The organism is Ohtaekwangia kribbensis, from assembly GCF_042676245.1.
Classification (GTDB): Bacteria; Bacteroidota; Bacteroidia; order Cytophagales; family Cyclobacteriaceae; genus Ohtaekwangia; species Ohtaekwangia kribbensis.
In genome coordinates, this window is the sequence record NZ_JBHTKA010000007.1 from 352155 (window position 1) to 373396 (window position 21242).

General features: G+C 44.9%; 22 protein-coding genes. 13 read left to right on the forward strand and 9 right to left on the reverse strand.

The window, feature by feature from the left end; all coding sequences use genetic code 11:
• Positions 1 to 558, reverse strand: coding sequence for a hypothetical protein (locus ACFQ21_RS16665; RefSeq protein ID WP_377580414.1), 558 nt, complete (start codon positions 556 to 558; stop codon positions 1 to 3).
• A 212-nt stretch (positions 559 to 770) separates the two neighbouring features.
• On the opposite strand from ACFQ21_RS16665, the gene ACFQ21_RS16670 reads away from it, so the two are divergent.
• Positions 771 to 1517 (forward strand): hypothetical protein, encoded by a 747-nt coding sequence (locus tag ACFQ21_RS16670; RefSeq protein WP_377580415.1) that lies wholly within the window; start codon positions 771 to 773, stop codon positions 1515 to 1517.
• Positions 1518 to 1612: 95 nt separating this feature from the next.
• On the opposite strand, the gene corA is transcribed toward ACFQ21_RS16670, so the two are convergent.
• A complete protein-coding gene (corA, locus tag ACFQ21_RS16675; RefSeq protein ID WP_377580416.1) occupies positions 1613 to 2629 on the reverse strand; it encodes a magnesium/cobalt transporter CorA in 1017 nt (338 codons plus the stop codon).
• Complete coding sequence (locus ACFQ21_RS16680) at positions 2630 to 3487, reverse strand: mechanosensitive ion channel family protein (RefSeq protein ID WP_377580417.1); 858 nt, start codon at positions 3485 to 3487, stop codon at positions 2630 to 2632. It abuts the gene before it with no gap.
• Between the two features lie 183 nt (positions 3488 to 3670).
• On the opposite strand from ACFQ21_RS16680, the gene ACFQ21_RS16685 reads away from it, so the two are divergent.
• The 12 genes from ACFQ21_RS16685 to ACFQ21_RS16740 all read left to right on the forward strand — a co-directional run bounded on the left by ACFQ21_RS16685 (position 3671) and on the right by ACFQ21_RS16740 (position 13553).
• Positions 3671 to 4645 (forward strand): polyprenyl synthetase family protein, encoded by a 975-nt coding sequence (locus ACFQ21_RS16685; RefSeq protein WP_377580418.1) that lies wholly within the window; start codon positions 3671 to 3673, stop codon positions 4643 to 4645.
• Between the two features lie 120 nt (positions 4646 to 4765).
• Positions 4766 to 5392, forward strand: coding sequence for a Crp/Fnr family transcriptional regulator (locus tag ACFQ21_RS16690; RefSeq protein WP_377580419.1), 627 nt, complete (start codon positions 4766 to 4768; stop codon positions 5390 to 5392).
• A 148-nt stretch (positions 5393 to 5540) separates the two neighbouring features.
• Positions 5541 to 5927, forward strand: coding sequence for a YybH family protein (locus tag ACFQ21_RS16695; protein WP_377580420.1), 387 nt, complete (start codon positions 5541 to 5543; stop codon positions 5925 to 5927).
• Between the two features lie 28 nt (positions 5928 to 5955).
• Positions 5956 to 6924 carry a zinc-binding alcohol dehydrogenase family protein gene (locus ACFQ21_RS16700; RefSeq protein ID WP_377580421.1) on the forward strand — a complete coding sequence of 323 codons (969 nt, stop codon included), beginning with the start codon at positions 5956 to 5958 and terminating at the stop codon, positions 6922 to 6924.
• A gap of 10 nt (positions 6925 to 6934) precedes the next feature.
• A complete protein-coding gene (gene egtD / locus ACFQ21_RS16705) occupies positions 6935 to 7939 on the forward strand; it encodes an L-histidine N(alpha)-methyltransferase (protein WP_377580422.1) in 1005 nt (334 codons plus the stop codon).
• Positions 7940 to 7971: 32 nt separating this feature from the next.
• A complete protein-coding gene (gene egtB / locus ACFQ21_RS16710; protein WP_377580423.1) occupies positions 7972 to 9132 on the forward strand; it encodes an ergothioneine biosynthesis protein EgtB in 1161 nt (386 codons plus the stop codon).
• Positions 9133 to 9205: 73 nt separating this feature from the next.
• Positions 9206 to 9784 (forward strand): Crp/Fnr family transcriptional regulator, encoded by a 579-nt coding sequence (locus ACFQ21_RS16715; protein WP_377580424.1) that lies wholly within the window; start codon positions 9206 to 9208, stop codon positions 9782 to 9784.
• 108 nt (positions 9785 to 9892) lie between these two features.
• Complete coding sequence (locus ACFQ21_RS16720) at positions 9893 to 10555, forward strand: NADPH-dependent F420 reductase (protein WP_377580425.1); 663 nt, start codon at positions 9893 to 9895, stop codon at positions 10553 to 10555.
• Positions 10556 to 10581: 26 nt separating this feature from the next.
• Positions 10582 to 11166 carry an ester cyclase gene (locus tag ACFQ21_RS16725; RefSeq protein ID WP_377580426.1) on the forward strand — a complete coding sequence of 195 codons (585 nt, stop codon included), beginning with the start codon at positions 10582 to 10584 and terminating at the stop codon, positions 11164 to 11166.
• 121 nt (positions 11167 to 11287) lie between these two features.
• Positions 11288 to 12121 (forward strand): 4,5-DOPA-extradiol-dioxygenase, encoded by an 834-nt coding sequence (gene ygiD, locus ACFQ21_RS16730; RefSeq protein ID WP_377582031.1) that lies wholly within the window; start codon positions 11288 to 11290, stop codon positions 12119 to 12121.
• A 3-nt stretch (positions 12122 to 12124) separates the two neighbouring features.
• A complete protein-coding gene (locus ACFQ21_RS16735; RefSeq protein ID WP_377580427.1) occupies positions 12125 to 12853 on the forward strand; it encodes an alpha/beta hydrolase in 729 nt (242 codons plus the stop codon).
• Positions 12854 to 12884: 31 nt separating this feature from the next.
• Positions 12885 to 13553 (forward strand): family 16 glycoside hydrolase, encoded by a 669-nt coding sequence (locus ACFQ21_RS16740; RefSeq protein WP_377580428.1) that lies wholly within the window; start codon positions 12885 to 12887, stop codon positions 13551 to 13553.
• 16 nt (positions 13554 to 13569) lie between these two features.
• On the opposite strand, the gene ACFQ21_RS16745 is transcribed toward ACFQ21_RS16740, so the two are convergent.
• The 6 genes from ACFQ21_RS16745 to ACFQ21_RS16770 all read right to left on the reverse strand — a co-directional run bounded on the left by ACFQ21_RS16745 (position 13570) and on the right by ACFQ21_RS16770 (position 21066).
• Positions 13570 to 13788 carry a hypothetical protein gene (locus tag ACFQ21_RS16745; protein WP_377580429.1) on the reverse strand — a complete coding sequence of 73 codons (219 nt, stop codon included), beginning with the start codon at positions 13786 to 13788 and terminating at the stop codon, positions 13570 to 13572.
• A 23-nt stretch (positions 13789 to 13811) separates the two neighbouring features.
• Positions 13812 to 14435, reverse strand: a complete 624-nt coding sequence (locus ACFQ21_RS16750; RefSeq protein ID WP_377580430.1) for a YceI family protein — start codon at positions 14433 to 14435, stop codon at positions 13812 to 13814.
• 30 nt (positions 14436 to 14465) lie between these two features.
• Positions 14466 to 17576: an efflux RND transporter permease subunit gene (locus ACFQ21_RS16755; RefSeq protein WP_377580431.1), complete on the reverse strand. Its 3111-nt coding sequence runs from the start codon at positions 17574 to 17576 to the stop codon at positions 14466 to 14468.
• Between the two features lie 12 nt (positions 17577 to 17588).
• Positions 17589 to 18647: an efflux RND transporter periplasmic adaptor subunit gene (locus tag ACFQ21_RS16760; RefSeq protein WP_377580432.1), complete on the reverse strand. Its 1059-nt coding sequence runs from the start codon at positions 18645 to 18647 to the stop codon at positions 17589 to 17591.
• Positions 18648 to 18656: 9 nt separating this feature from the next.
• The gene (locus ACFQ21_RS16765; RefSeq protein ID WP_377580433.1) at positions 18657 to 19988 is read right to left on the reverse strand and encodes a TolC family protein; all 1332 of its coding nucleotides are present in this window, start codon (positions 19986 to 19988) and stop codon (positions 18657 to 18659) included.
• Positions 19989 to 20049: 61 nt separating this feature from the next.
• Entirely contained in the window at positions 20050 to 21066 is a 1017-nt protein-coding gene (locus ACFQ21_RS16770; protein WP_377580434.1) for a DUF6268 family outer membrane beta-barrel protein, read from the reverse strand.
• Between the last annotated feature and the right edge of the window lie 176 nt (positions 21067 to 21242).

Consider the following 21242-nt stretch of genomic DNA (forward strand, 5'->3'; position numbering starts at 1 on the left):
TTATAGTGCGCAGCCTTTTAGACGCGCGATGATTAGTCTGTTGCTCTTGATGTACAGGATGTAACTCGTTAGTCCCGCCCGGACACAGAGTTTATCGAGGAAGTTTGTAACTGGCAGCACAGGGGTAAACTTCCATACCAACCGGTTGCTGCCGGGATGAAGGTTCAACATGTTGTCGGGTAGAATCTTTGGTGTTTTACCGCTGATTACGTTCCCGATCATATATAGATTTACTCCTGTCTGTCGGAGATACCTCCAGGTGTTGCTTGCAGCTTTGTCTACCATACCCTGTACCAGCCGTGGAGTTGCTTCCACAAGATGGTTCAGGAAACGTTTTTGCCTGCCAATGTATGTATAAAAAGAGGATGCTATAGGATTTGATACAACGTTCGGGTATACGAATAAAGGAAGGGAGTTTTGACTATATGCATCCCGAACATTCTGTGTTTTTGATGCTTTCCATTCTTTATAGGCTGCCAAGCCACCCGCTCCACCACCAATCATGACGATACGGGGCTTGCCCAGATCTGCAATACGCGGGTGCGTGATAATTAACATGGGCATGTATATAGGGGCGAAAGTTTCTAAAAACGGTCGCAAATTTAACCCCCTTCCTGCAATCACAAAAAAGAAAAAGAAAGAATGTTCTAGCTGGCTGATCATCGTAATTTTCGTCTGTTTGGCGCAGTTCTAAAATAATTTGTGACAGGGTAATCACAACGCTGCCAAATCAGGTGTATTTTTGTTTAATAACCTCAAAAAAATCATTTATGCTTAGAAAGCTTGCTTACGCCCTGCCTATCGTTGTTATGATAGCCGGCTGTGACACAAAAGAAAAAGATGCGTTACGGTCGCAGGTAGATTCACTCAAGGTAGAACTTGAGACCAGCCAGAAGATGGCGGAAACGTTAACCGAAGTTGGTACACTGATGGACTCTATTGATGCCAGCCGTCAACTCCTGCGGGTAAATATGGTTGAAGGAACAACCTACGAAGACTATACTTCACGTATGAAAGACATCAACGGCTATGTGAAGGATACACAACGTAAACTGGATGAGCTTGACAAATCACTTGCATCTTCCAAAGCCAAGAACAGTGCCAACGCCAAGTTGATCAAGAATCTTCGCGAACAACTGGAAAGCAAGACGCAGGATATAGCGGCTTTACAGGAGCAGGTTGAAAAATACCGCAGCGAAAATCAGAACCTGATCACTACCGTAAGCATGCAGGAAGCTGAACTGGCCGACAAGCAAACACAGATCGAAGCAAAATCTCAGGAACTGGCATTGATCGAAGCACGTGTACAGGAATTGATGATCTCCAGCAAAATGTCTGAAGCTGATGCATACTTTGCAAGAGGCCAGGCTGTAGAAGAAGCAGCGAACCGTACCAAACTTGCGCCACGCAAGAAGAAAGAAACATACCGCGAAGCTGTAGAACTCTATAAGAAAGCCCTGTCACTCGGCAAGAACGAAGCACAGGATAAAATTACTGAGTTAGAGAAAAAACTCTAACGCATGTGCTGAAGTGTTCATGTGTTGAGGTGTTGAGGTTCGGTATAGAACCGTCAACCTCAACACATGAACACATCAACACACCAACACGATAGCTAGAACCACTTCTTATACCGGAAAAACGCCAGCATTCCCACTACCATTACGATCATTATTCCCCATACTCCGTAGTAGCCCCAGGTCCAGTCGAGTTCAGGCATGTGTTTGAAGTTCATACCGTATACACCTACAATAAATGTTAGCGGAATAAATATAGTCGAGATCACGGTAAGCACTTTCATAACCTCGTTCATTTTGGTATTCATCGCGTTGATGTGAATATCCGTAAGACTTGATACGAGATCTTTATAGGTATCCAGTGAATCGGTAAGGTGTATAACGTGCTCGTATACATCCGAGAAAAAGCGAAGGTTCTCTTCCTTTACAAAATCAGATTCTCCTTTTACAATTTTACTCAGTGCATCGCGCAGCGGGAATAATGCTTTGCGCAGAAAGATGAGTTCCTTTTTCAGGTTCTGTATTCTTGTAAACGTGCGCGTGGAAGGGTTCTGATATACGGTTTCCTCGGTCTCATCGATCAGGTCGCCAATGCGATCGAGTACATTATAGTAATTATCAACAATGATATCGATGAGGCGGTATAGCAGGTAGTCTGCCTGCTTCTTGCGCACGCGGCCCTGATCAAGACGAATGCGTTCGCGGAAGCCATCAAACCAGTCACCTTCTTTCTCCTGGAAGGAGATCAGGTAATCTTTACCTAAAACAAAACTGATCTGTTCGTAATCAATAGCCGTACCGTCAATGCGGTATAGCATCTTGAGTGTAAAGAAAAGATAGTCATCAAACTCTTCTGCTTTGGGACGCTGGTCGCTCAATACATCATCGATCAGGAGTGAATGCAGACAGAAGTGTGACTGTATTTTCTCGATGATATCCTGGTTGTTAAGACCGTCCACATTGATCCAATTAACCCGGTCTTTCTTTATGTGGGTGAAGACCGTATCAACAGATGTAGCAGTATATTTATCATATAACTCCCGGTTATAGGATATCAGCTCCAGTATTTCGCAGTCTGCCGGTGTGGAGGTAGAGGGAGTCTTTTGCGGGTTCATTTAGTTTCGGGTAGCATTATTGTCTTTGATATAGACCATCCGTTGCGGATAGGCGAGCGAGATACCGGCTTCGTCAAATCTGCGCTTGGTATTTTTCAGTACATCGCATTTCAGGTTAAACCCGTCAGAAGGATTCCGGGCCCAGCCATAGGCGCGAAGCTGCATCGCAGTTTCAGTAATATTTATTAATCGAACATTTACCTGCGGAACACCACTCTCAATCTCTTCCTGCGTTCGGTTATCAACACAGTCGGGATGCTTCATCGTCTCTTCCTGCAACACACGCATGGCTTGGTCAACATCGCTGTCGAATGAGACACCCATCTCTATAAAGATGCAAAGATTTTCGTGCGACAAAGACGAGTTGATGATGGTTTCGTTGTTAATAACCGAGTTCGGTATAACAATACGTCTGTTCTCAAAATCCTTGATCACGGTATGGCGAAGTGTTATATCTTCTACATCTCCGCTATATAACTGTCCTACGCGAACACGATCGCCCACACTGAAAGGTCTGAACATAACAATAAAGATACCGCTCACGATATTGGAGAAAGCTGATTGCGAAGCAAAACCTACGATGGCAGCCAGCACACCAGCCCCGGCAAACAAAGCCGTACCATAGCTCTTGAGCTTGGGTATGGAATTGAAAATAATAATGAGCGCGATGATATAAACGATAAACTCTACAGCATTTTTAAGGAAATTATACTTGGTCGGATCTACCTTCAGTTTGCTGGAGGCACCTTTTACCAGTCGCCCTATAATATATCGGAGTACTCGCGCGATAATAATGGCCACCACAAAAACGATGATGGCGAAAAAGATGTCATTCCAGAAATTTCCAACAAGGTTCATGCGGCTAAATACGGCAGTTCACAAGCAATTGTCAAGCACCTGGCGGCCGTTAATTGTTATCGGTTAACTGTTACACGTTATCCGTTAATTGTTATCTGTAAAAGCCCCTTTAGCGAATAACAATTAACGATTAACCATTAACGACTATATAACGTATGGGCCGAATTGCTTATACTTGCGCACATGTCTTTAAAGTTGGACAATATAAAGGCTCCGATTGCACGCGAGATGGAGGAGTTTGAGCAGAAGTTTCGGGCTTCCATGAAAACCCGTATACTCTTGCTCGATAAGATCATGAGCTACATTGTTAAGCGTAAGGGCAAACAAATGCGGCCGATGTTTGTTTTCCTGAGTGCTGGCACGTGCGGGCAGATCAGTGAGTCCACCTATCGCGGAGCTTCGCTTATCGAACTGTTGCACACCGCCACACTGGTTCACGATGATGTGGTGGACGAGGCTAACTATCGCAGAGGTTTCTTCTCGGTAAACGCGCTTTGGAAAAATAAGGTAGCCGTTCTGGTTGGTGATTTTCTGCTGGCCAAAGGACTCCTGTTATCAGTGGGCAACAAGGACTTTAATTTGTTAAGCATCGTATCCGATGCTGTGCGCGAGATGAGCGAAGGCGAATTGTTGCAGATGGAGAAGTCGCGCAAGCTCAACATTACTGAAGATATATACTACGAAATTATCCGCCAGAAGACAGCTTCGCTGATTGCTTCATGTTGTGCCGTGGGCGCGAGCTCTTCCGGAGCAGGCGAGGAAGCCACCAGGCTGATGCGTGAATTTGGTGAGAAGATCGGCATGGCGTTTCAGATAAAAGACGACTTGTTTGATTACGGTGAAGATGAAATCGGTAAACCCGTTGGTATAGATATCAAGGAGAAGAAGATGACGTTGCCACTCATCCACGCGCTGTCGAAGGCAAGCTGGCTTGAGAAACGCAAGATCATCAGCATCGTCAAGAACGAAAGCGGAAAACCCAGGAAAGTAAAAGAGGTAATTGATTTTGTGAAGCGCTCGGGCGGTATTCAATATGCCGAAGGAGTGATGAATAAATATCACCGCGATGCACTTCAGCTTTTAGAACGCTTTCCGGAATCAGACTATAAACGATCATTGATCCAGTTGGTACAGTTTACGATTGATCGTCATAATTAATTCTATATTCTTCCTTCGGTCACACATCCGGTAATTTTAGTAACTGCTATATTTTGACCAACTTTATACTTTAGGACAACGGATGGTTGTTGTCCCGGTATCCAGAAGGTATTCATATCCATGAGCGTTACACCAGGCAAAGACACTGCGTCAGACTTCGAGGAAGCGTTGAATATTTTATTCCAGTACTTCCGGAATATTATACCCTTAAAGGCGAGCGAGAAGAACGAACTGCGCGAGCGCATGCGCGCCCGGAGAATACGCAGGCGACAATTCATTCTGCAGGAGGGTGATGTATGCAAGCACTATACATTTATAGCCAGCGGATGTTTTCGCATGTATGCTGTGGATCGAAAAGGTACGGAGTATAATATACAGTTCGCTGCCGAGAACGACTGGATCACCGACATCGGAAGTTTCTTCTCTGAAAAGCCGAGTCATCTTTTTATAGAAGCCATCGAGCCATCGCATATATTACAGATCGAACACAAAGACCTGATACACCTGTATACCCATCATCACAAGTTCGATCGTAACTTCCGGGTAATCATTGAAAACAAGTTTGTTGAGTTACAAAACCGCGTGCTTCAAAACATCAGCTCGACTGCCGAAGAACGGTATACAGCTTTCATGGAACAATATCCGCATCTCTACAATCGCCTTCCGTCCACACAAATAGCCTCGTATCTCGGAGTTACACCGGAGTTTCTGAGCAAGATCAGAAAGTCGCTTTCTGAAAAACGTTGATGCCTTGCAACGTTGCGGGTACGCGGTATGGACAGCCCTGTATCATTGCAGTCTTAAACAAGTTTAAGAGTATTTCTTAATTTTCATTATAGGGCGCTGTGCTGTCAATGGCTCAACTTTGTATCGGTCTCAAATCAATATCGAACATATGAGCACTTCAAACGAAACACAGGCAATTCATGCTGTGATCAACGCGTACGGCAAAGCGTTGAATACAGCCGACTCTCAAACCATTATCGATCTGTATAGTTCGGATGGTTTATTCTTCCCGAATGGTTATCGCACCATTGACAAGCAACATTTGATTTCGAAAGCGGGCACGTTTTTAAAGAACGAAAAATTCTCGATCAACTTTCAGGTAAAAGATGTTGTTGTTCAGGGCGAGTTCGCTTTTGTACAATCAACATCCACCACCACCACGCGTAATTTGAAAGAACAAAAGGAAGTCACCAAAACAAGTCGTGATCTCCTCGTGTTGCGCAGGGAGCAAGGTATATGGAAAATATACCGCTATATGTTCAATGCAGTGAAATAGAGTTAGTCCCTCAAACTATATATACGATATGAAAGCTGCCGTACTTTATAAACCGGGCGGACCGGAAAATTTTGTCGTAGAAGAAAGACCTGTACCTGCAGCTGGTGCGGGACAGGTGTTGATAAAAGTGAAAGCGTTTGGTCTCAACCGATCCGAGCTCATGACGCGTAAAGGTTTTTCTCCCAACGTGAAGTTCCCCCGTATACTCGGCATTGAATGCGTGGGCGAAGTGGAGGTTGATCCTTCGGGAGAATTTATAAAAGGACAACCAGTGGCAGCGCTTATGGGAGAGATGGGCAGACTCTACGATGGAAGTTATGCCGAATATACGGTGCTGCCGAAGTCAATTGTATTTCCGTTTACGAGCCGTTTACCCTGGGAACAGCTCGGTGCATTTCCGGAAATGTTTCAGACCACGTATGGCTCCCTTTATCTTGCATTGAAGATAGCACACGGAGAAAAATTACTGGTTCGTGGCGGTACATCTTCCATTGGTATGCTGGCAACACAGCTGGCCAAAAACAGCGGACTCACGGTTATTGCTACTACACGAAGTGCTGTGAAAGAAGATATACTCCGAAAGAACGGTGCTGACGAAGTGTTGATCGATGATGGTAAACTGGCCGATGCTATACATGCAAAATTTCCGGAAGGTGTCGATAAGGTACTGGAGCTTGTGGGTATACCTACGTTGCGCGACTCGTTGCAATGTGTAAAGCCGGGCGGTACGGTTTGTATGACGGGTATGCTTTCAGAACAGTGGTCGGTAAAAGATTTTTCGCCTATGGAATTTATACCATCCACCGTTAACCTCACGGTATACGACAGTGGCGGGACAAAAGTAGACAGTCGTCACTTTCAGAATTTTATTGATGATGCAGAAGCAGGAAAGATCAGCTTAAATGTGAGCCGTGTATTCACACTGGATCAGATCAGAGAAGCCCATCAACTGATGGATAGCAATACTGCAACCGGAAAAATTGTTGTTGTTCCTTAACCCAATGGTTATGTTAAATATACCACCCATGCCAACAGCACACGATCTGCAGCCGGATGTTCGCGAAGAAGATCGCGTGTTGCAGTTTCGCGAAGATGTGCTGAAAGGATTAAAGTCCGGAACGAAGCGTTTAAGCTCCAAATATTTTTATGATGCAAAAGGCGATGCTTTGTTTCAGCAGATCATGCATTGCCCCGAGTACTATGTTACACGTTGTGAATTGGAAATATTTCGCGGGCAGGCTGCCGATCTTGTCAGGGCAATTACAATGAAAGATAAGCAGCCCTTTGACCTTATTGAACTTGGCGCAGGCGATGGTATAAAATCGCGACACTTGCTGCGAGCGTTACAGGAACAGCCCTGCGAGTTTACCTATATACCGGTTGATATATCGGGAAACATTTTGTCTTATCTCGAAGAAAGTCTGGCAGACCTTAACGGACTAAATATACTTTGCCTGGAAGGTGAGTATTTTGATATGCTCGCGGAGGCTACTAAAATTTCAGCCAATCGTAAAGTTGTTCTGTTTCTCGGAGCGAACATTGGCAATATGCCGGTATACGAAGCGGAAAAGTTCTGCGACCAATTGCGAAATGCACTGCAACCAGGCGATATCGTGTTAATGGGTTTTGATCTGAAGAAGAACCCGCAGACTATATTAAACGCATACAACGATGAAGCAGGCATTACCCGCGACTTCAATCTGAACTTGCTGACACGCATTAACCGTGAACTGGATGGTAACTTCGATCTTGATACGTTTACACATTACCAGACGTACGATCCTGAAACCGGAGCCTGCAAAAGTTACCTCGTGAGCAGTACAGAGCAGACAGTAACCGTGGCCGGTACGCCCATTTCATTCCAAGAAGGTGAATGGATATTTACCGAAGTATCACAGAAATATAGTATGAAGGAGATCGAAGTGCTGGCTGCCAATTCCGGATTTAGCATGGATACTACGTTTTTCGATTCGAAGCGCTGGTTTGTAGATGTCATCTGGATCGCGCGATAAATATACTTTTAATCACCAAATCAAGCCCACGCATGAATGCAGATTTACTGGAGCAGTATACACGCATACGGAAGCAAACGGAGTATATATGTACTCCTTTGGGGAATGAAGACTATGTTGTTCAGCCGATTGTTGATGTGAGTCCACCGAAGTGGCACCTCGGGCACACCACTTGGTTCTTTGAGACTTTTATACTGAAGCCTTACGATAAAGAATACCGGGAATTTGATAGTCAGTATAATTTTGTATTCAATAGTTATTATGAAACGGTTGGGGCACGCGTTATTCGGACAGACCGCGGTAACCTGAGCAGGCCCTCGGTAGCGGAGGTATATCAGTACCGGAAATACGTTGATCAGCACATGGTCAAATTTCTGGATAGTCATATCACTGATCAATCGCTGAGGGACACGATTGTTCTCGGCTTAAACCATGAACAGCAACACCAGGAGTTGTTGTATACCGACATCAAGTATATATTAGGACACAATCCGTTGTTCCCGATCTATAACCCGGATGACGATTTTCCAAAGTCTGCCGGTACGTCTTCATCGGCCACCCTGCGTATTCCGGCTGGTATATATGAGATAGGATATGCCGGTGATGGATTCTGTTTTGATAATGAGTGCGGACGGCACAAAGTATACCTGGATGACTATGCAATCTATACTTCGTTAGTTACCAATGCGGAATACCTGGCGTTTATAAACGATGGCGGATATAGCGATTTCAGGCACTGGCACGCTGAAGGTTGGGATTGGGTAAAGACAAAAAAAGTCATAGCACCTTTATACTGGCACAACATAGATGGGGCGTGGATGCACTATACTTTGCAGGGACTTAAACAGATTGATCTGCACAGTGCTGTTTGTCACGTAAGTTTTTACGAGGCATCGGCATTTGCAGCATGGAGCGGAAAACGATTACCCACTGAAGCGGAATGGGAAGTTGCTTCATCCGCTTTGTCTTGGGGACAACGGTGGGAGTGGACTGGCAGCGCATACCTTCCATACCCGCGCTTTAAGAGAGCGGCCGGAGCCATTGGTGAGTATAACGGGAAGTTCATGGTTAACCAGATGGTGTTGCGTGGTGCATCGGTGGCTACGCCTGCCGGCCACAGTCGGGCGACATACCGTAATTTTTTTCATGCTCCGCACCAATGGCAATTCACCGGAATAAGACTTGCCGGATAGCAGGATATACTTTAACATTGTTTGCCGGTAGCCATGTATAGTATAGCAGGCATTTCCCATAGCACGGTTGACTATGTACGATTTATTCTTTCAGAAATTCAGAGAAAAAGTTCCGCTGTCTGTTGAAGAAGAGCAGCAGATCAAGTCGTATCTCACTCCCAAGAAGCTGCGTAAGCGGCAATACCTGTTGCAGGAGGGAGACATTTGCAAGACGCTTGCATTTGTTGAGAAAGGTGCACTGCGCGAGTATTCTGTGGACAACGGAAGCGAGCATATTATACAATTTGCCGTGGAGGGCTGGACAATATCAGACCTGTTCAGTTTCTTAACAGGCGAACCGGCTATCTATAACATCGATGCGTTGGAGGATAGCGAGTTGATCCTCATAACCAGGACTGCGCATGAAGAGCTTCTGCAAACCCAGCCTAAATATGAAACGTATAACCGGGTGTTGATAACAAGCGCTTATGTAGCGTTGCAAAGAAGACTTACCGCGAGCATCAGTTTAAGCATCGAAGAACGGTATACTAATTTTACAACGATGTATCCTGACATTGCACAGCGCGTACCACAACACATGATTGCCTCCTACCTCGGACTTACGCCTGAAACACTAAGTCGTGCCCGCAAAAAAATGACTACCCGGAAGTAATTCCCTTCGCCCGTTTTATTGACAAAAGTCAATGGTTTTTCTTGCCTGAAAGCAATGCAGCGCGGTATGCTGCCATAGTAGCTTTGTATCATCAAACACAAAATAGGTATGAACACAAAGCAAACTATAGCGGTAATTGGTGCTACCGGCAACATGGGTGCAGGTATAGCACGCAATCTTTCAAAAGGTAATTACCGGTTGCTTCTTTGCGCCAACAACCAGGAAAAACTACAGGCACTGGTCCAGGACATTCGCAGGCATAACGCTGCAGCGGATATAGAAGCTGTTGATTGTACTGTTGAGGCAAGTTGGGAAGCTGATAGTATAATCGTTGCCGTTCCTTACCCGGCCGAGAAAGAAGTTGCAGACAAGATTCGCAAAGTCGCCAATCAGAAGAGCGTGATCAGTATTTCCAATCCGCTGAATGCCGCTTACAATGGCCTGACTACTGCACCGGATACAAGCGCTGCAGAAGAGTTGCAAAAGTTATTACCGAATTCAAAGGTGGTGAAGGCGTTCAATACAGTTTTCGCTGCCGATTTCGCAACACCTGTACTGGACGGCAAGCAGGTAGATTCTTTTATAGCTGGTAACAACCCGGAAGCTTTACAAACTGTTGCTGAACTTGTAAGTGCAACCGGACTCAACCCGGTTATCGCGGGCGATCTTTCCGTTAGCCGCACACTGGAGAATATGACGGTGCTGCTCATTCAACTGTCCATGAAGTATAACTATAATTGGCTGGCCGGTTGGAAAGTACTCCATCATTGATCTGAACTAAACACAAAACTATAAATATGAAAACAAACAACTTTACTTCATGGCGTATGCTCTACGCCTCTCTTGCCGTGCTGATCGTTTTACAAAGCTGTGAGCAGCGCGCATCATCACCGTACTCTCAAACCCAGGTGGATAGTTTGAAGAATATAGCGATTCAACTGGTAGCTTCGAATGACAGTATATCCAAACACCTGAAGACCTTTGATGAATTGGACTTTGATGTGTTCAGTAATCAGAAGTGGGATCGCCTGAAGGAGAGTCATGCATCCAACATTAAAGTATACTGGCCGGATGGACACGTAACAGAAGGTATCGATGTGCATATTGAAGACCTGAAGAAGTTATTTGTTCACGCACCGGATACACGCATAAAAGAACACCCTATAAAATTCGGGTCCGGAAATTATACCCTGGTAACCGGTGTCTTCGAAGGTACCTTTACCAAACCTATGCCGATCGGAAACGGTAAATTTATACAGCCCACCGGCAAAGCTTTTAAAATGCCGATGGCCACGGTAGGTATATGGGAGAATGGTGTGATGAAGGAAGAACATCTCTTTTGGGACAATCAAACATACGCCACACAACTCGGTCTTAAATAAAGTATAGTGAACAGGGGAGCGGTGGCGAGGCTCCTCTGTTTATCTTCGGTATATTTACAAAGGAGTGTTATATATGAAACGTAGTCAATTTATAAAGTCAATTGTAACAGGAACTATCGGTATGACAACATTATCAGCTTTCCGGGAATTTACTAATACGTTAGAAGAGCAGGAGCAGATTATGCCTGTGTTGTTTGTAGGACATGGTTCGCCTATGAATGGCATTGAAGACACAGCGTTTAGCAGGCGATGGACGCAGATGGCCAAAGAGATTCCTGTACCGAAAGCTGTGCTGGTTGTATCGGCTCACTGGTTTACCCGCGGTACTAAAATTACTGCGATGGATTTTCCGGAAACTATACATGACTTCGGTGGTTTTCCGAAAGCGCTGTTCGAAGTACAATACCCCGCACCAGGTAACCCGGCTCTCGCCAAAGAGACCGCTGCCTTGGTTCACTCGGCACACGTTGAACTGGATCACGACTGGGGGCTTGATCATGGTACCTGGACTATTGTGCGACACATGTATCCGCAAGCGAATATACCGGTGTTGCAACTGAGCATTGATTACACGAAGGCACCACAGTATCATTACGATTTGGCAAAGGAACTATATGCGCTTCGTAAGAAAGGTGTGTTGATCATGGGCAGCGGTAACATGGTACATAATCTTGGAATGGTTGCCTGGGATAAAATAAATGTGGAGGGATATGCGTATGAATGGGCAACAACCATCAACGATAAATTCAAGGAATTGATTATGGATGGTAATCACAAGGCGCTCATCAGTTACTCTGCGCTTGGTAAAGAAGCAATGCTGGCTATACCGACACCGGAACATTACCTGCCGCTGCTATATACTGCAGGACTGGCAACGGGTAAAGACCCTATATCTTTCTTTAATGATCAGGCGGTAGGCGGTTCGCTTACCATGACGTCCGTAAAATTTGGTTGAGTCATGCTATATGAAATAGTCTTTATTTTAATCAATACGTTAACGAACACTACGATCATGCCCCATACATCCATAAACGAAGATTATACTTCTGAGAATCTGGCGCTGCATTACCTGGTGAGACAACCCACGGTGAAAACGTCCACGCACAAAGCAATTATACTCTTGCATGGTGTTGGCAGCAACGAGCAGGATTTATTTAGCCTGGCCGACCAATTACCGGGCGATTATTATATTGTAGCAGCGCGTGGCCAGTATACATTGGGACCCGGCCGATATGCCTGGTATAATGTAGACTTCTCTACCGGTAAACCCGTTATCAATGCCGGGCAGGAGTTGTCTAGCCGCGAACTGTTGAAACAGTTTATCGGGCAACTGAAACAGAAATATAGCCTCGATGAGGTATATATAGGTGGGTTTAGCCAGGGTGCAATCATGAGTTATAGTATAGGGCTCACCAGTCCGGAACAAGTGCGGGGTATCATGGCGCTGAGTGGGAGAGTGCTGGAAACCATACAGGCATCTGTAACTGGAAATAACAGACTGTCGCGCCTGAAAGTATTTGTGGCACATGGTACGCAAGACGGCACGTTGCCTGTATTTTATGCCCAACAGGCAAAGACATTCCTGCAAACCCTGAACGTTTCGTTAACGTATCACGAATATACCATGGGACATCAGATCAATGCTGATGTGTTGGAGGATTTGGTCGCGTGGCTTAAGAAGGACTAATTGGTTCCGTACAAAAACTATATCAAGCACTATGAAAAAAAACATCCTGGCGCTGGTTGCTGGTATTGCCTGTAATCTTTCATTATCAGCACAAACAATTCAATTGGCGAATAATAAGCTGGAGCCTGTAAAGGTATCGATGTCGGTTGAGACATTGAAAGGTAAGCGCGCTGTAAAGGTTATAAAAGATTCCACCGTAGAAACATTTGATGAACCTACTTTTGTTAAACTGAAAGGTGTTGAATTCCAGGATGGCGCGATCGAGGTTAATGTATACAGTACATTACGGAAGGATGCCCCTGAGTTTGCACGTGGATTTATAGGTGTTGCCTTCCGGATTAACGATGACAATTCGAAGTTTGAATGCATCTATATACGTCCTGCCAACGGCCGGGCTGGCGACCAGGTAAGGCGAAACCATAGTATTCAGTACTTCGCCTACCCTGACTATAAGTTTCAACGATTACGAAAGGAATTTCCTGAGCAATATGAATCCTATGCAGATATAGGGTTAAAGGAATGGATCCGTATGAAGATAATCGTGAAGGGTTCGCAGGCAAAGTTATACCTGAATAATCAAAAGGAACCCTCGCTTATTGTCAACGATCTGAAGCTCGGTACAGATGCGAAGGGAGGCATTGGTTTATTTGTAGACGTGGGTACGGAAGGTTACTTTTCGGATATAAAAATAATGAAGTAACGATTCTCGTTCAATCCTAAATCTCATACGTCATCGGGGTGCATTCAAATCCCTCGGATTTTAAAAGCACCTCGATATATATTTCCGATACATGCCTGCAGGTAATACGTAACACCTTATCACAATCATCCAGATCGATCGTCCATTTTTTCACTCCGGCAACGCTGTTCATGGCCATTTGAAGTACTGGCAGATCGCGCTTGTCAACATTGGTTTTGAATAACAGGATATCCATGGTATATACTTTCAGTTATGGGTTTATATAATCGTTGGATACAAATGTGAGAAATAGCCTGGCGGCAAAACTTGATCTTGGTTAAGATCGGAAGGTTGGTTATACGTTTTGCTGTCTTGTTTCCGGAACGCAACCGTGCCGTATAGCTGTATCTCATCACTGATGTCCCAGGACGATATCCCCCGGGCGATCCTGAAATCAGATCGTTTTATCGTACTCCTGAATTCAAGTTTCAGGAGCTTTGTTTTTTCGTCCGCGTGCGTTGCGTTGCTGTGGTTTGTTATTTCAAACACCACGTATTTTGATACTCCGCACAGGCAGAATTTTCCATACAGGAGATACTCGTTATCTCCCGTTTGTTCCCAATCGGTACTTTGAAACGTGATGGTCCTGTATTCGTTCACGCGAAAGCAGGATGATCCCTTGAATCTTCTTTCAATCCATGCAGTCTTAGCCCTTACACTATCGGTATATATAGTCATCTTCAGAACAGCCGTTGAAAGATCACGTTCGGGTGATAGCATGGTAGCATCAAAGTCAGCAAATGTCCCGGTGAGTGTTTCCCCCATGGTTCGGTCAAGCGAAAAGCAAATGGAGGAGTGCCTGTGGTCGGATACATTGATTTGCGAAAGATGGTATCTGTTCATAATGACATGATTAATTATATATATAGCAGATCACGAAATAACCGGACTTGTTTCCGGTTGAGAAGGTTGTCCTTTCCATCGATCGATGATCAGGTATATAGCAGGGACAACAAACAGGGTAAGGATCATGGAGCTTGTGAGTCCGCCAATAATTACCCAGGCCATGCCATTCTTGATCTCAGAGCCGGGCCCGGATGAAAGCGCTATCGGCAACATACCGAGTATCATGGCGAGTGTCGTCATCAGGATTGGGCGAAGGCGTTCTTTACCGGCCTCTACCAGTGCATCTTTTACAGCATGACCTTCCTTTTTTAACTGGTTGGTAAAGTCAACAATAAGAATGGCATTTTTGGACACCAGTCCCAACAGCATGATCATTCCGATAATCGAAAATATATTCAGTGTTTCCATCGCGAGGGCGAGCGCAAGTAACGCACCAATCAGCGCCACGGGTATGGAGAACAACACTACGAACGGGTATATAACGCTTTCGTATAGCGCCACCATAATCAGGTATACCAGTATAATAGCCGTGAGCAGGGCCAGTCCCAGGCTGCCAAAAGCATCGCCCTGGTTTTTTACATCACCTAAATATTCTACTGTTATACCGGCAGGTATCGTTACCTGTTTTACTTTCTCTTTGATATCCGAAGCTACCGTTCCGGTAGGACGACCCACTACATTTGACTTTACCGTGATCGAATTTAACCGGTCGCTTCGCTGCAATACACTTTCACTTTGTCCGTTACCGACATCAGCAAACTGGCTGAGTAAAAATGTTTGTCCATCGTTGTTGGTAAATGGCAGGTTCCGGACATCCGCTATATCAGATCGGTTGTATTGATCAAGACTTATCAGGATATCGTATTCATTACCAGCCTGCTTGAATTTACTTTTGTCATCGCCACTAAAGGCATTTTGCAACGCACCGCCTACCTGACTAGCGTTGATTCCCAGCAGTGTCATTTTTTCGCGGTTCAGTTTTACATAAACTTGTTGCTTCTGGTTTTTTACCGAGAGTTCAACAAACTGAGTTCCGGGCACCGTGGCCACTATATCTTTATACTGTTCTGCTATTTTTCGAACCCGCTCCAGGTCTACACCTTTGATGGCGATCTGTATAGGAGCTGCATTGGTATTACCGGTAATGGACACCGGTGATACGGAAACTTTAATACCGGGTATAGATGCACTTAACTTTTGCTGGATACGAACACCGAAGTCTTCGGAAGAAATGTTTCGATCCTTTACATCTTTGAGACTCACCGTAAGTTCAGCCAGGTTAGCGCTGTTGCTGGTACCTGCTACACTTCCGGTAACAAAGCCAATACTCGAAAATACTTTTTCAACTTCCGGACTTTGCATCACAATCTGTTCAGCCTGTTGTGTTACCAGGTTGGTTTGGTAGATGGAGGCGGTAGGTGTGAGTTCAAGGCTGACCATAAGTTCACCCTGATCACCAGCCGGTATAAAGGCAGCACCGATAAAACCTTTTGCTACCAGCATAAGGGATGCTATAATAAGTATAATTACACCCGACAACAGGTAGCGTTTTTTGTGCAGCACAACGGTAAGGGCACTCGCATATATAGCTTTGATCGACTCGATAAAGCGTTCAAAGCTCAGGTTCAGTTTGCCCCACCATGTTTTCGGATCCAGCTCTGGAATTGATCCGAAGCGACTTGCCAGCATGGGCGTAATGGTGAACGACACAAACAAACTCATGAGTGTAGAGAATACGACCACCAGCGAGAACTCCCGAAGTATAGCACCGATGAGACCTCCGGATAATGCCAGCGGTAAAAACACCACAACGTCTACCAGCGTAATGGCCATGGCCGTAAAACCAATTTCATTACGACCATCAAGTGCAGCTTTCATACGATCAGCACCCATCTCCAGGTGACGGTATATATTTTCCAGCACCACAATGGAATCATCCACGAGTATACCAACCACAAGCGACATACCCATCAACGACATCAGGTTGAGTGAGAAGTCCATGAGGTACATGGCAATAAATGTTGGTATAATGGACGAAGGCAACGCTACCAGTACAAACAACGAACTGCGTACGCTATGCAGGAAGGCAAGCATTACAATAGCCACAATCAATATAGCCAGACCAAGATCTTCAATAACGAGGTCTGCTGATCGAAGTGTATAAGTGGACTGATCAGACGACACGGTAAATTTGAGATCATCACCGGTATATTGCTCTTCCATGGTGGCGAAAGCTTTTCGTACTTCCTTACTTACATTCACTGCATTGGCATCCGATTGCTTGATGATTTGCACACCGATGGAAGGTAAACCGTTTACGTGGTTGATAGCCGTTGTGCGGGCGGTGGCATCGATCACTTCGGCAACATCTTTCAAATATATACTTCCGCTGCCCGGGCGCTGTCTCACGATAAGGTTACGAATCTGCTCAACCGAATTTACGTTAGCATCATACTGAATGGACAATTGCTTATCGGTTGTCTCAATTCTTCCGGCAGGAAAAGACTGGTTGGCTTGCTTCACGGCATCCGTCACTTGCGTAATACTCATGCCGTATGCATTTAGTTTATCCTGGTTGATATTTACCTGTATCTGGCGTTCATCACCACCAATGATATTCACTTGTCCTACACCCGTAACATTTTGCAGCACCGGCCGGAGTTGTTTATCTACAAGGTCGTATAGATTTCGCGGGGCCAGTCGGGAAGTGATACCGGCACGAATTACTGGTGTCTCTTCGAGATTTACTTTACTGACGATGGGACGATCTATATCTGCCGGCAGATCATTCAATACCTGATCAGCCTTGCGCTGAATGTTCCGTTCGGCTTTATCTATATCCGTTCCGCTTTTCAACTGAATGGCAATCTGCGATACACCTTCCTGCGAAGTAGAGGTAATTTTATCAAGGCCTTCCACCGAAGCAAAGGCATCTTCCAGTTTCCGCGTCACTGACGTTTCCACTTCTGCTGCCGAAGCACCGGGATATACTGTGCTGATGGAAACTGTAGCCACTTCTATTTTCGGAAGCAGGTTATAGTTCAGTTTAAAATAACATTGCACCCCGAAGAGAATGAGCACGGTAAATATTACAATGATCAGTAAAGGCCGCTTAACGGCAACTTCTGCTATTGACATGATTGCTTCTGTTTAATGAGATATACGAACCGGAGTACCTTCTTTCAAATTGATCTGCCCGGAGGTTACAACTACATCGCCTGCACGAAGTCCTTCGATTACCTGAATGTTGCCGTTCAGTTCTTTCCCGGCTTGAATCGCCTTCTGGTGTACAACACTATCGGAGACTATATATACCGATGCATTGCGTGTACTCTCCACCAATGCTTCGCGCGGAATAACCAGCATTCTTTTCGAAGTGTTTTTGGAGAAGTCAACATACACGAATGTGCCGGAACGCAGCAGCGAACGCTCGGTGTTGGTCATCATGATCTCAACATTATAGTTGTGTGTTGCATCAGCCTGCGGACTTATAAAACTTACGTTTCCGGAAAACACTTTTCCCGGGTATACGTCTGTGGTGATCTTTACCGGTTGTCCCTGCACAACCTGGTATACTTCGCTCTCGGTGAGATTAACAGCAACTTTAGCTTTGGAGAGATTGATAACGGTAGCAATCTCGCCACCACCGTTGATATACATACCTTGCTCGGCAGACTTTACGGATATTATACCGCTTATGGGTGCCTTGATCGAAGCATCGTCTATACTTTTCTTCACCTGGTTTACCTGGTTAACGGCATCCTGGTAATTTTTGCTGATCTCGGTTACCTTTTCCTGTGTAGCAGCTTTACCCAGCCACAGTTCAGTATATATTTTCAGATCGTTTTCCAGTTTGGCGGCGTTGGTCTCTGCTTTTTGCAAATCAAGTTGCAGCGCCCGGTTGTCCATTACTGCGAGTACTTGTCCTTCGTTTACATGATCGCCCAGTTCAAAGCGTACATGCCGGAGTATACCTCCGCTCAAGGCCAGTGCTTTTACTTCTTTGAACGGAGCAATGCTACCGGTTTTAATCATGCTTAGCTCCATCACCTTTTCTTCTGCCGTAGCAACTTTTACCGGTATGCGTACGATTGTTTCCGTAGACTTGTTTTTCTTTTCATCGATCTTCTTCTTGTTTGCTGAAAGCTTGTAGGCGATCAACACAATAATAAAGAAGCCAACGATACTGATGATATATTTACTTTTCATAAGATTTAATTATAGCGCCTGGTAAAAAGTCTTTAATGTTCCCTGTGCTTTCTCCAGGTCAACCTTGGTCTGGAAAAATGTATAGAGTGAATTGAGGTAGTTGCTTTGCGATTCTTTCAAGGTATTCTGCGCGTTCAGCCACTCCGTTAAATCGGTTGTGCCTTTCTGGTATTGAAGGTTGATGGCATCAAATGAAGATTGCGCAAGGGCGATGTTCTCTTTGTTGAGTTCGAGGTTCTGCTGTTCCTGCACAAGTTTGGTTCGCGTATTCGCCAGCTCCATCTGGTATTTACTTTCCTGTAGTTTCAGGTTTTCGGTAGCGCTTTGCCATTTATACTTCGCTTGTGCGATTTGCGCGTTTCGCTTAAAGTCCAGAATAGGAATCGTAAGTTTTATACCGATGGCGGAATAGGCAGCGAGCGAAGACCATGCCTGGTTCAGGTTATCACCAAAACCGATGCTACCATAACGCGCATAGGCCGTGAGTTTAGGGTAAATTAGATTTTTTAGTCTGCGTTCATCAATCTCATTAAGACGAGTCGTAACCTGCGCTAGTTTATATTCGGTGCGGTTGCTTACCGATGCTTCATAGAGTATATCTGCTGCCGGTGTTATGAGGTTCGCGGCTTCATCACTGGAAGGTTTTACTTGCAATGAGTCCTGCATGGGGAACCCCATTTCATACTTGAGCTGATTTTCGGATAGCGTGAGATTCGTTTCGGCTACTCTGATTTGCGCGAGTGAATTGTTATAGTTCACTTTTATCTTTTCAAGATCCTTTTGCAGCGTTACGCCTTTTTTTACTTGTTGTTCCGTTATCAGCATTTGCCCGCGGTAGGTCTCATTTGTAGCATGAAGCTGATCAAGCTGTTCGCGATACACGGCTATCTCGAAATAAGCCGAGCAGATGTTATAGATGATCGTCTCTTCGTTCTTCGTAATGTTTAATTCAGCCTGAAGCTTATTATACCGGTTGGCCTGCAGACCGGTGATGAGCGATTTATCAAATATAGTCTGGTCTACCTGCGCTACCGGGTTAAGCTGATAACGTTTCGTGAATGCTACCCGCAGATCGGTAGGACTAAATATACCGGCTGGTATAACCGTTTCCTGCACTTTGATATTGTCATCAAGCGAGCCGGTCAGTGTTACGGTAGGCAGATACGCAGCCAATGCTTCACGCGCTTTTGCGTCTGCGGTTTGCTTGTCGTGCCTATATATAGCATTGTTACTGTTATTCTTCAGCCCGTATTCAATGCATGATTTTAATGTCCAAGCGTCCTGTGCCAATAGCGTGCACGAGAAGGACAATAGGATGCTAAACAATAATATTCTGATCATGATGTGTTCTTTTCGGTAGGCAGTGCCAGGCATATATCTTTGATTCGGTTTCAATTGTATATCAGAACTGGTAGCTGATACTGCTTTGTACTATAAATGATTTTTCGTGGTACGCCACATTCACGACACGTTTGTTGAGTTCGTTGAACCTGTTGAGCGAAATTTTCTGATCGGTGTTAAAGGTTTCCAGTTTTTGCATCAGGGTATAGCCGGCTACCAGGTTTAGTTTCCAGCGCTGGCCAAGCCTGGCGTCATAAATGAGACCTGCGTTGTTTTGTCTCAGGTGTATATATTGTTCTTTTTCCGGTTCGCTCAGGCGGTACATATTGTTACCGCCAAGCCACGCGGTAGCTCCAATCGAATGAACTTCTGATAATTTATACTTAAGTGAAGCGCGTACCGGTAATATAGCAAGCAGGCTCAGGCGCTTGCTGATGGTCCAGTCCATATCCAGTATGGGAAGCAGGAATGTACCGGAGTAGCTTTTTGAATACGTTGGTGTTATGCCGTACTTGAACTTTTTATTCTGTCGCAACCCGATTCTAAAACCAATATTGTAAAGTATATCTTGCCCCTCTAGGTCTTGTTTAAAATCGGAGGCAACCGTAACAGAACCTATGAACCCAATGTTGGTGGCACGCGAAAGTGAATAATTGGCAATTACCGGAATGGACACCGAGTGAAAATCATTGCTGCCTATTTTACGTTCATCCGAAAGTATAAGTCCCTGGTAACGCACACCTGCTTTGATCAATACCGGATGGGCAGTCTTGAAATTTTTATAGAGCGGTAAACTGAAGTCAACGGTTGGCATTTGCACGGTGAAACGATGTCCATCGGCCTTTATGGAAGAAACTGTATTACTTACAGTAACGCCACCCAACTTTGGTGATGTAGTGATTAATTTCTGGCGCATGATGCTGTCCATACGCGCTGCATCGTTTGCGTTTTGTTGTGTGCTGTTCTTGTTGTCAGCATTGGTATTGGATTGTGCCCGGCATACGTTCGATAGCAGGACGGCTAACAGCACCAGGAATACTATGCTAAATACATCGTTACTTTTTGTTGTCGCTTCCATAAAGATTAAATTATGGAGGCAAAAGAAGTGCAAGCAGCGTTGCTATAGGGGCTTATTATACAAAACGGCAGCCATTTTATACCAAACCCTGTTTTTGTGGGTGTCTTTATATAGCGTAGGAAATGATGTTGGTGTAATTTTGCAATTCCGAAATGATGACGTGGTAAATTATTTTC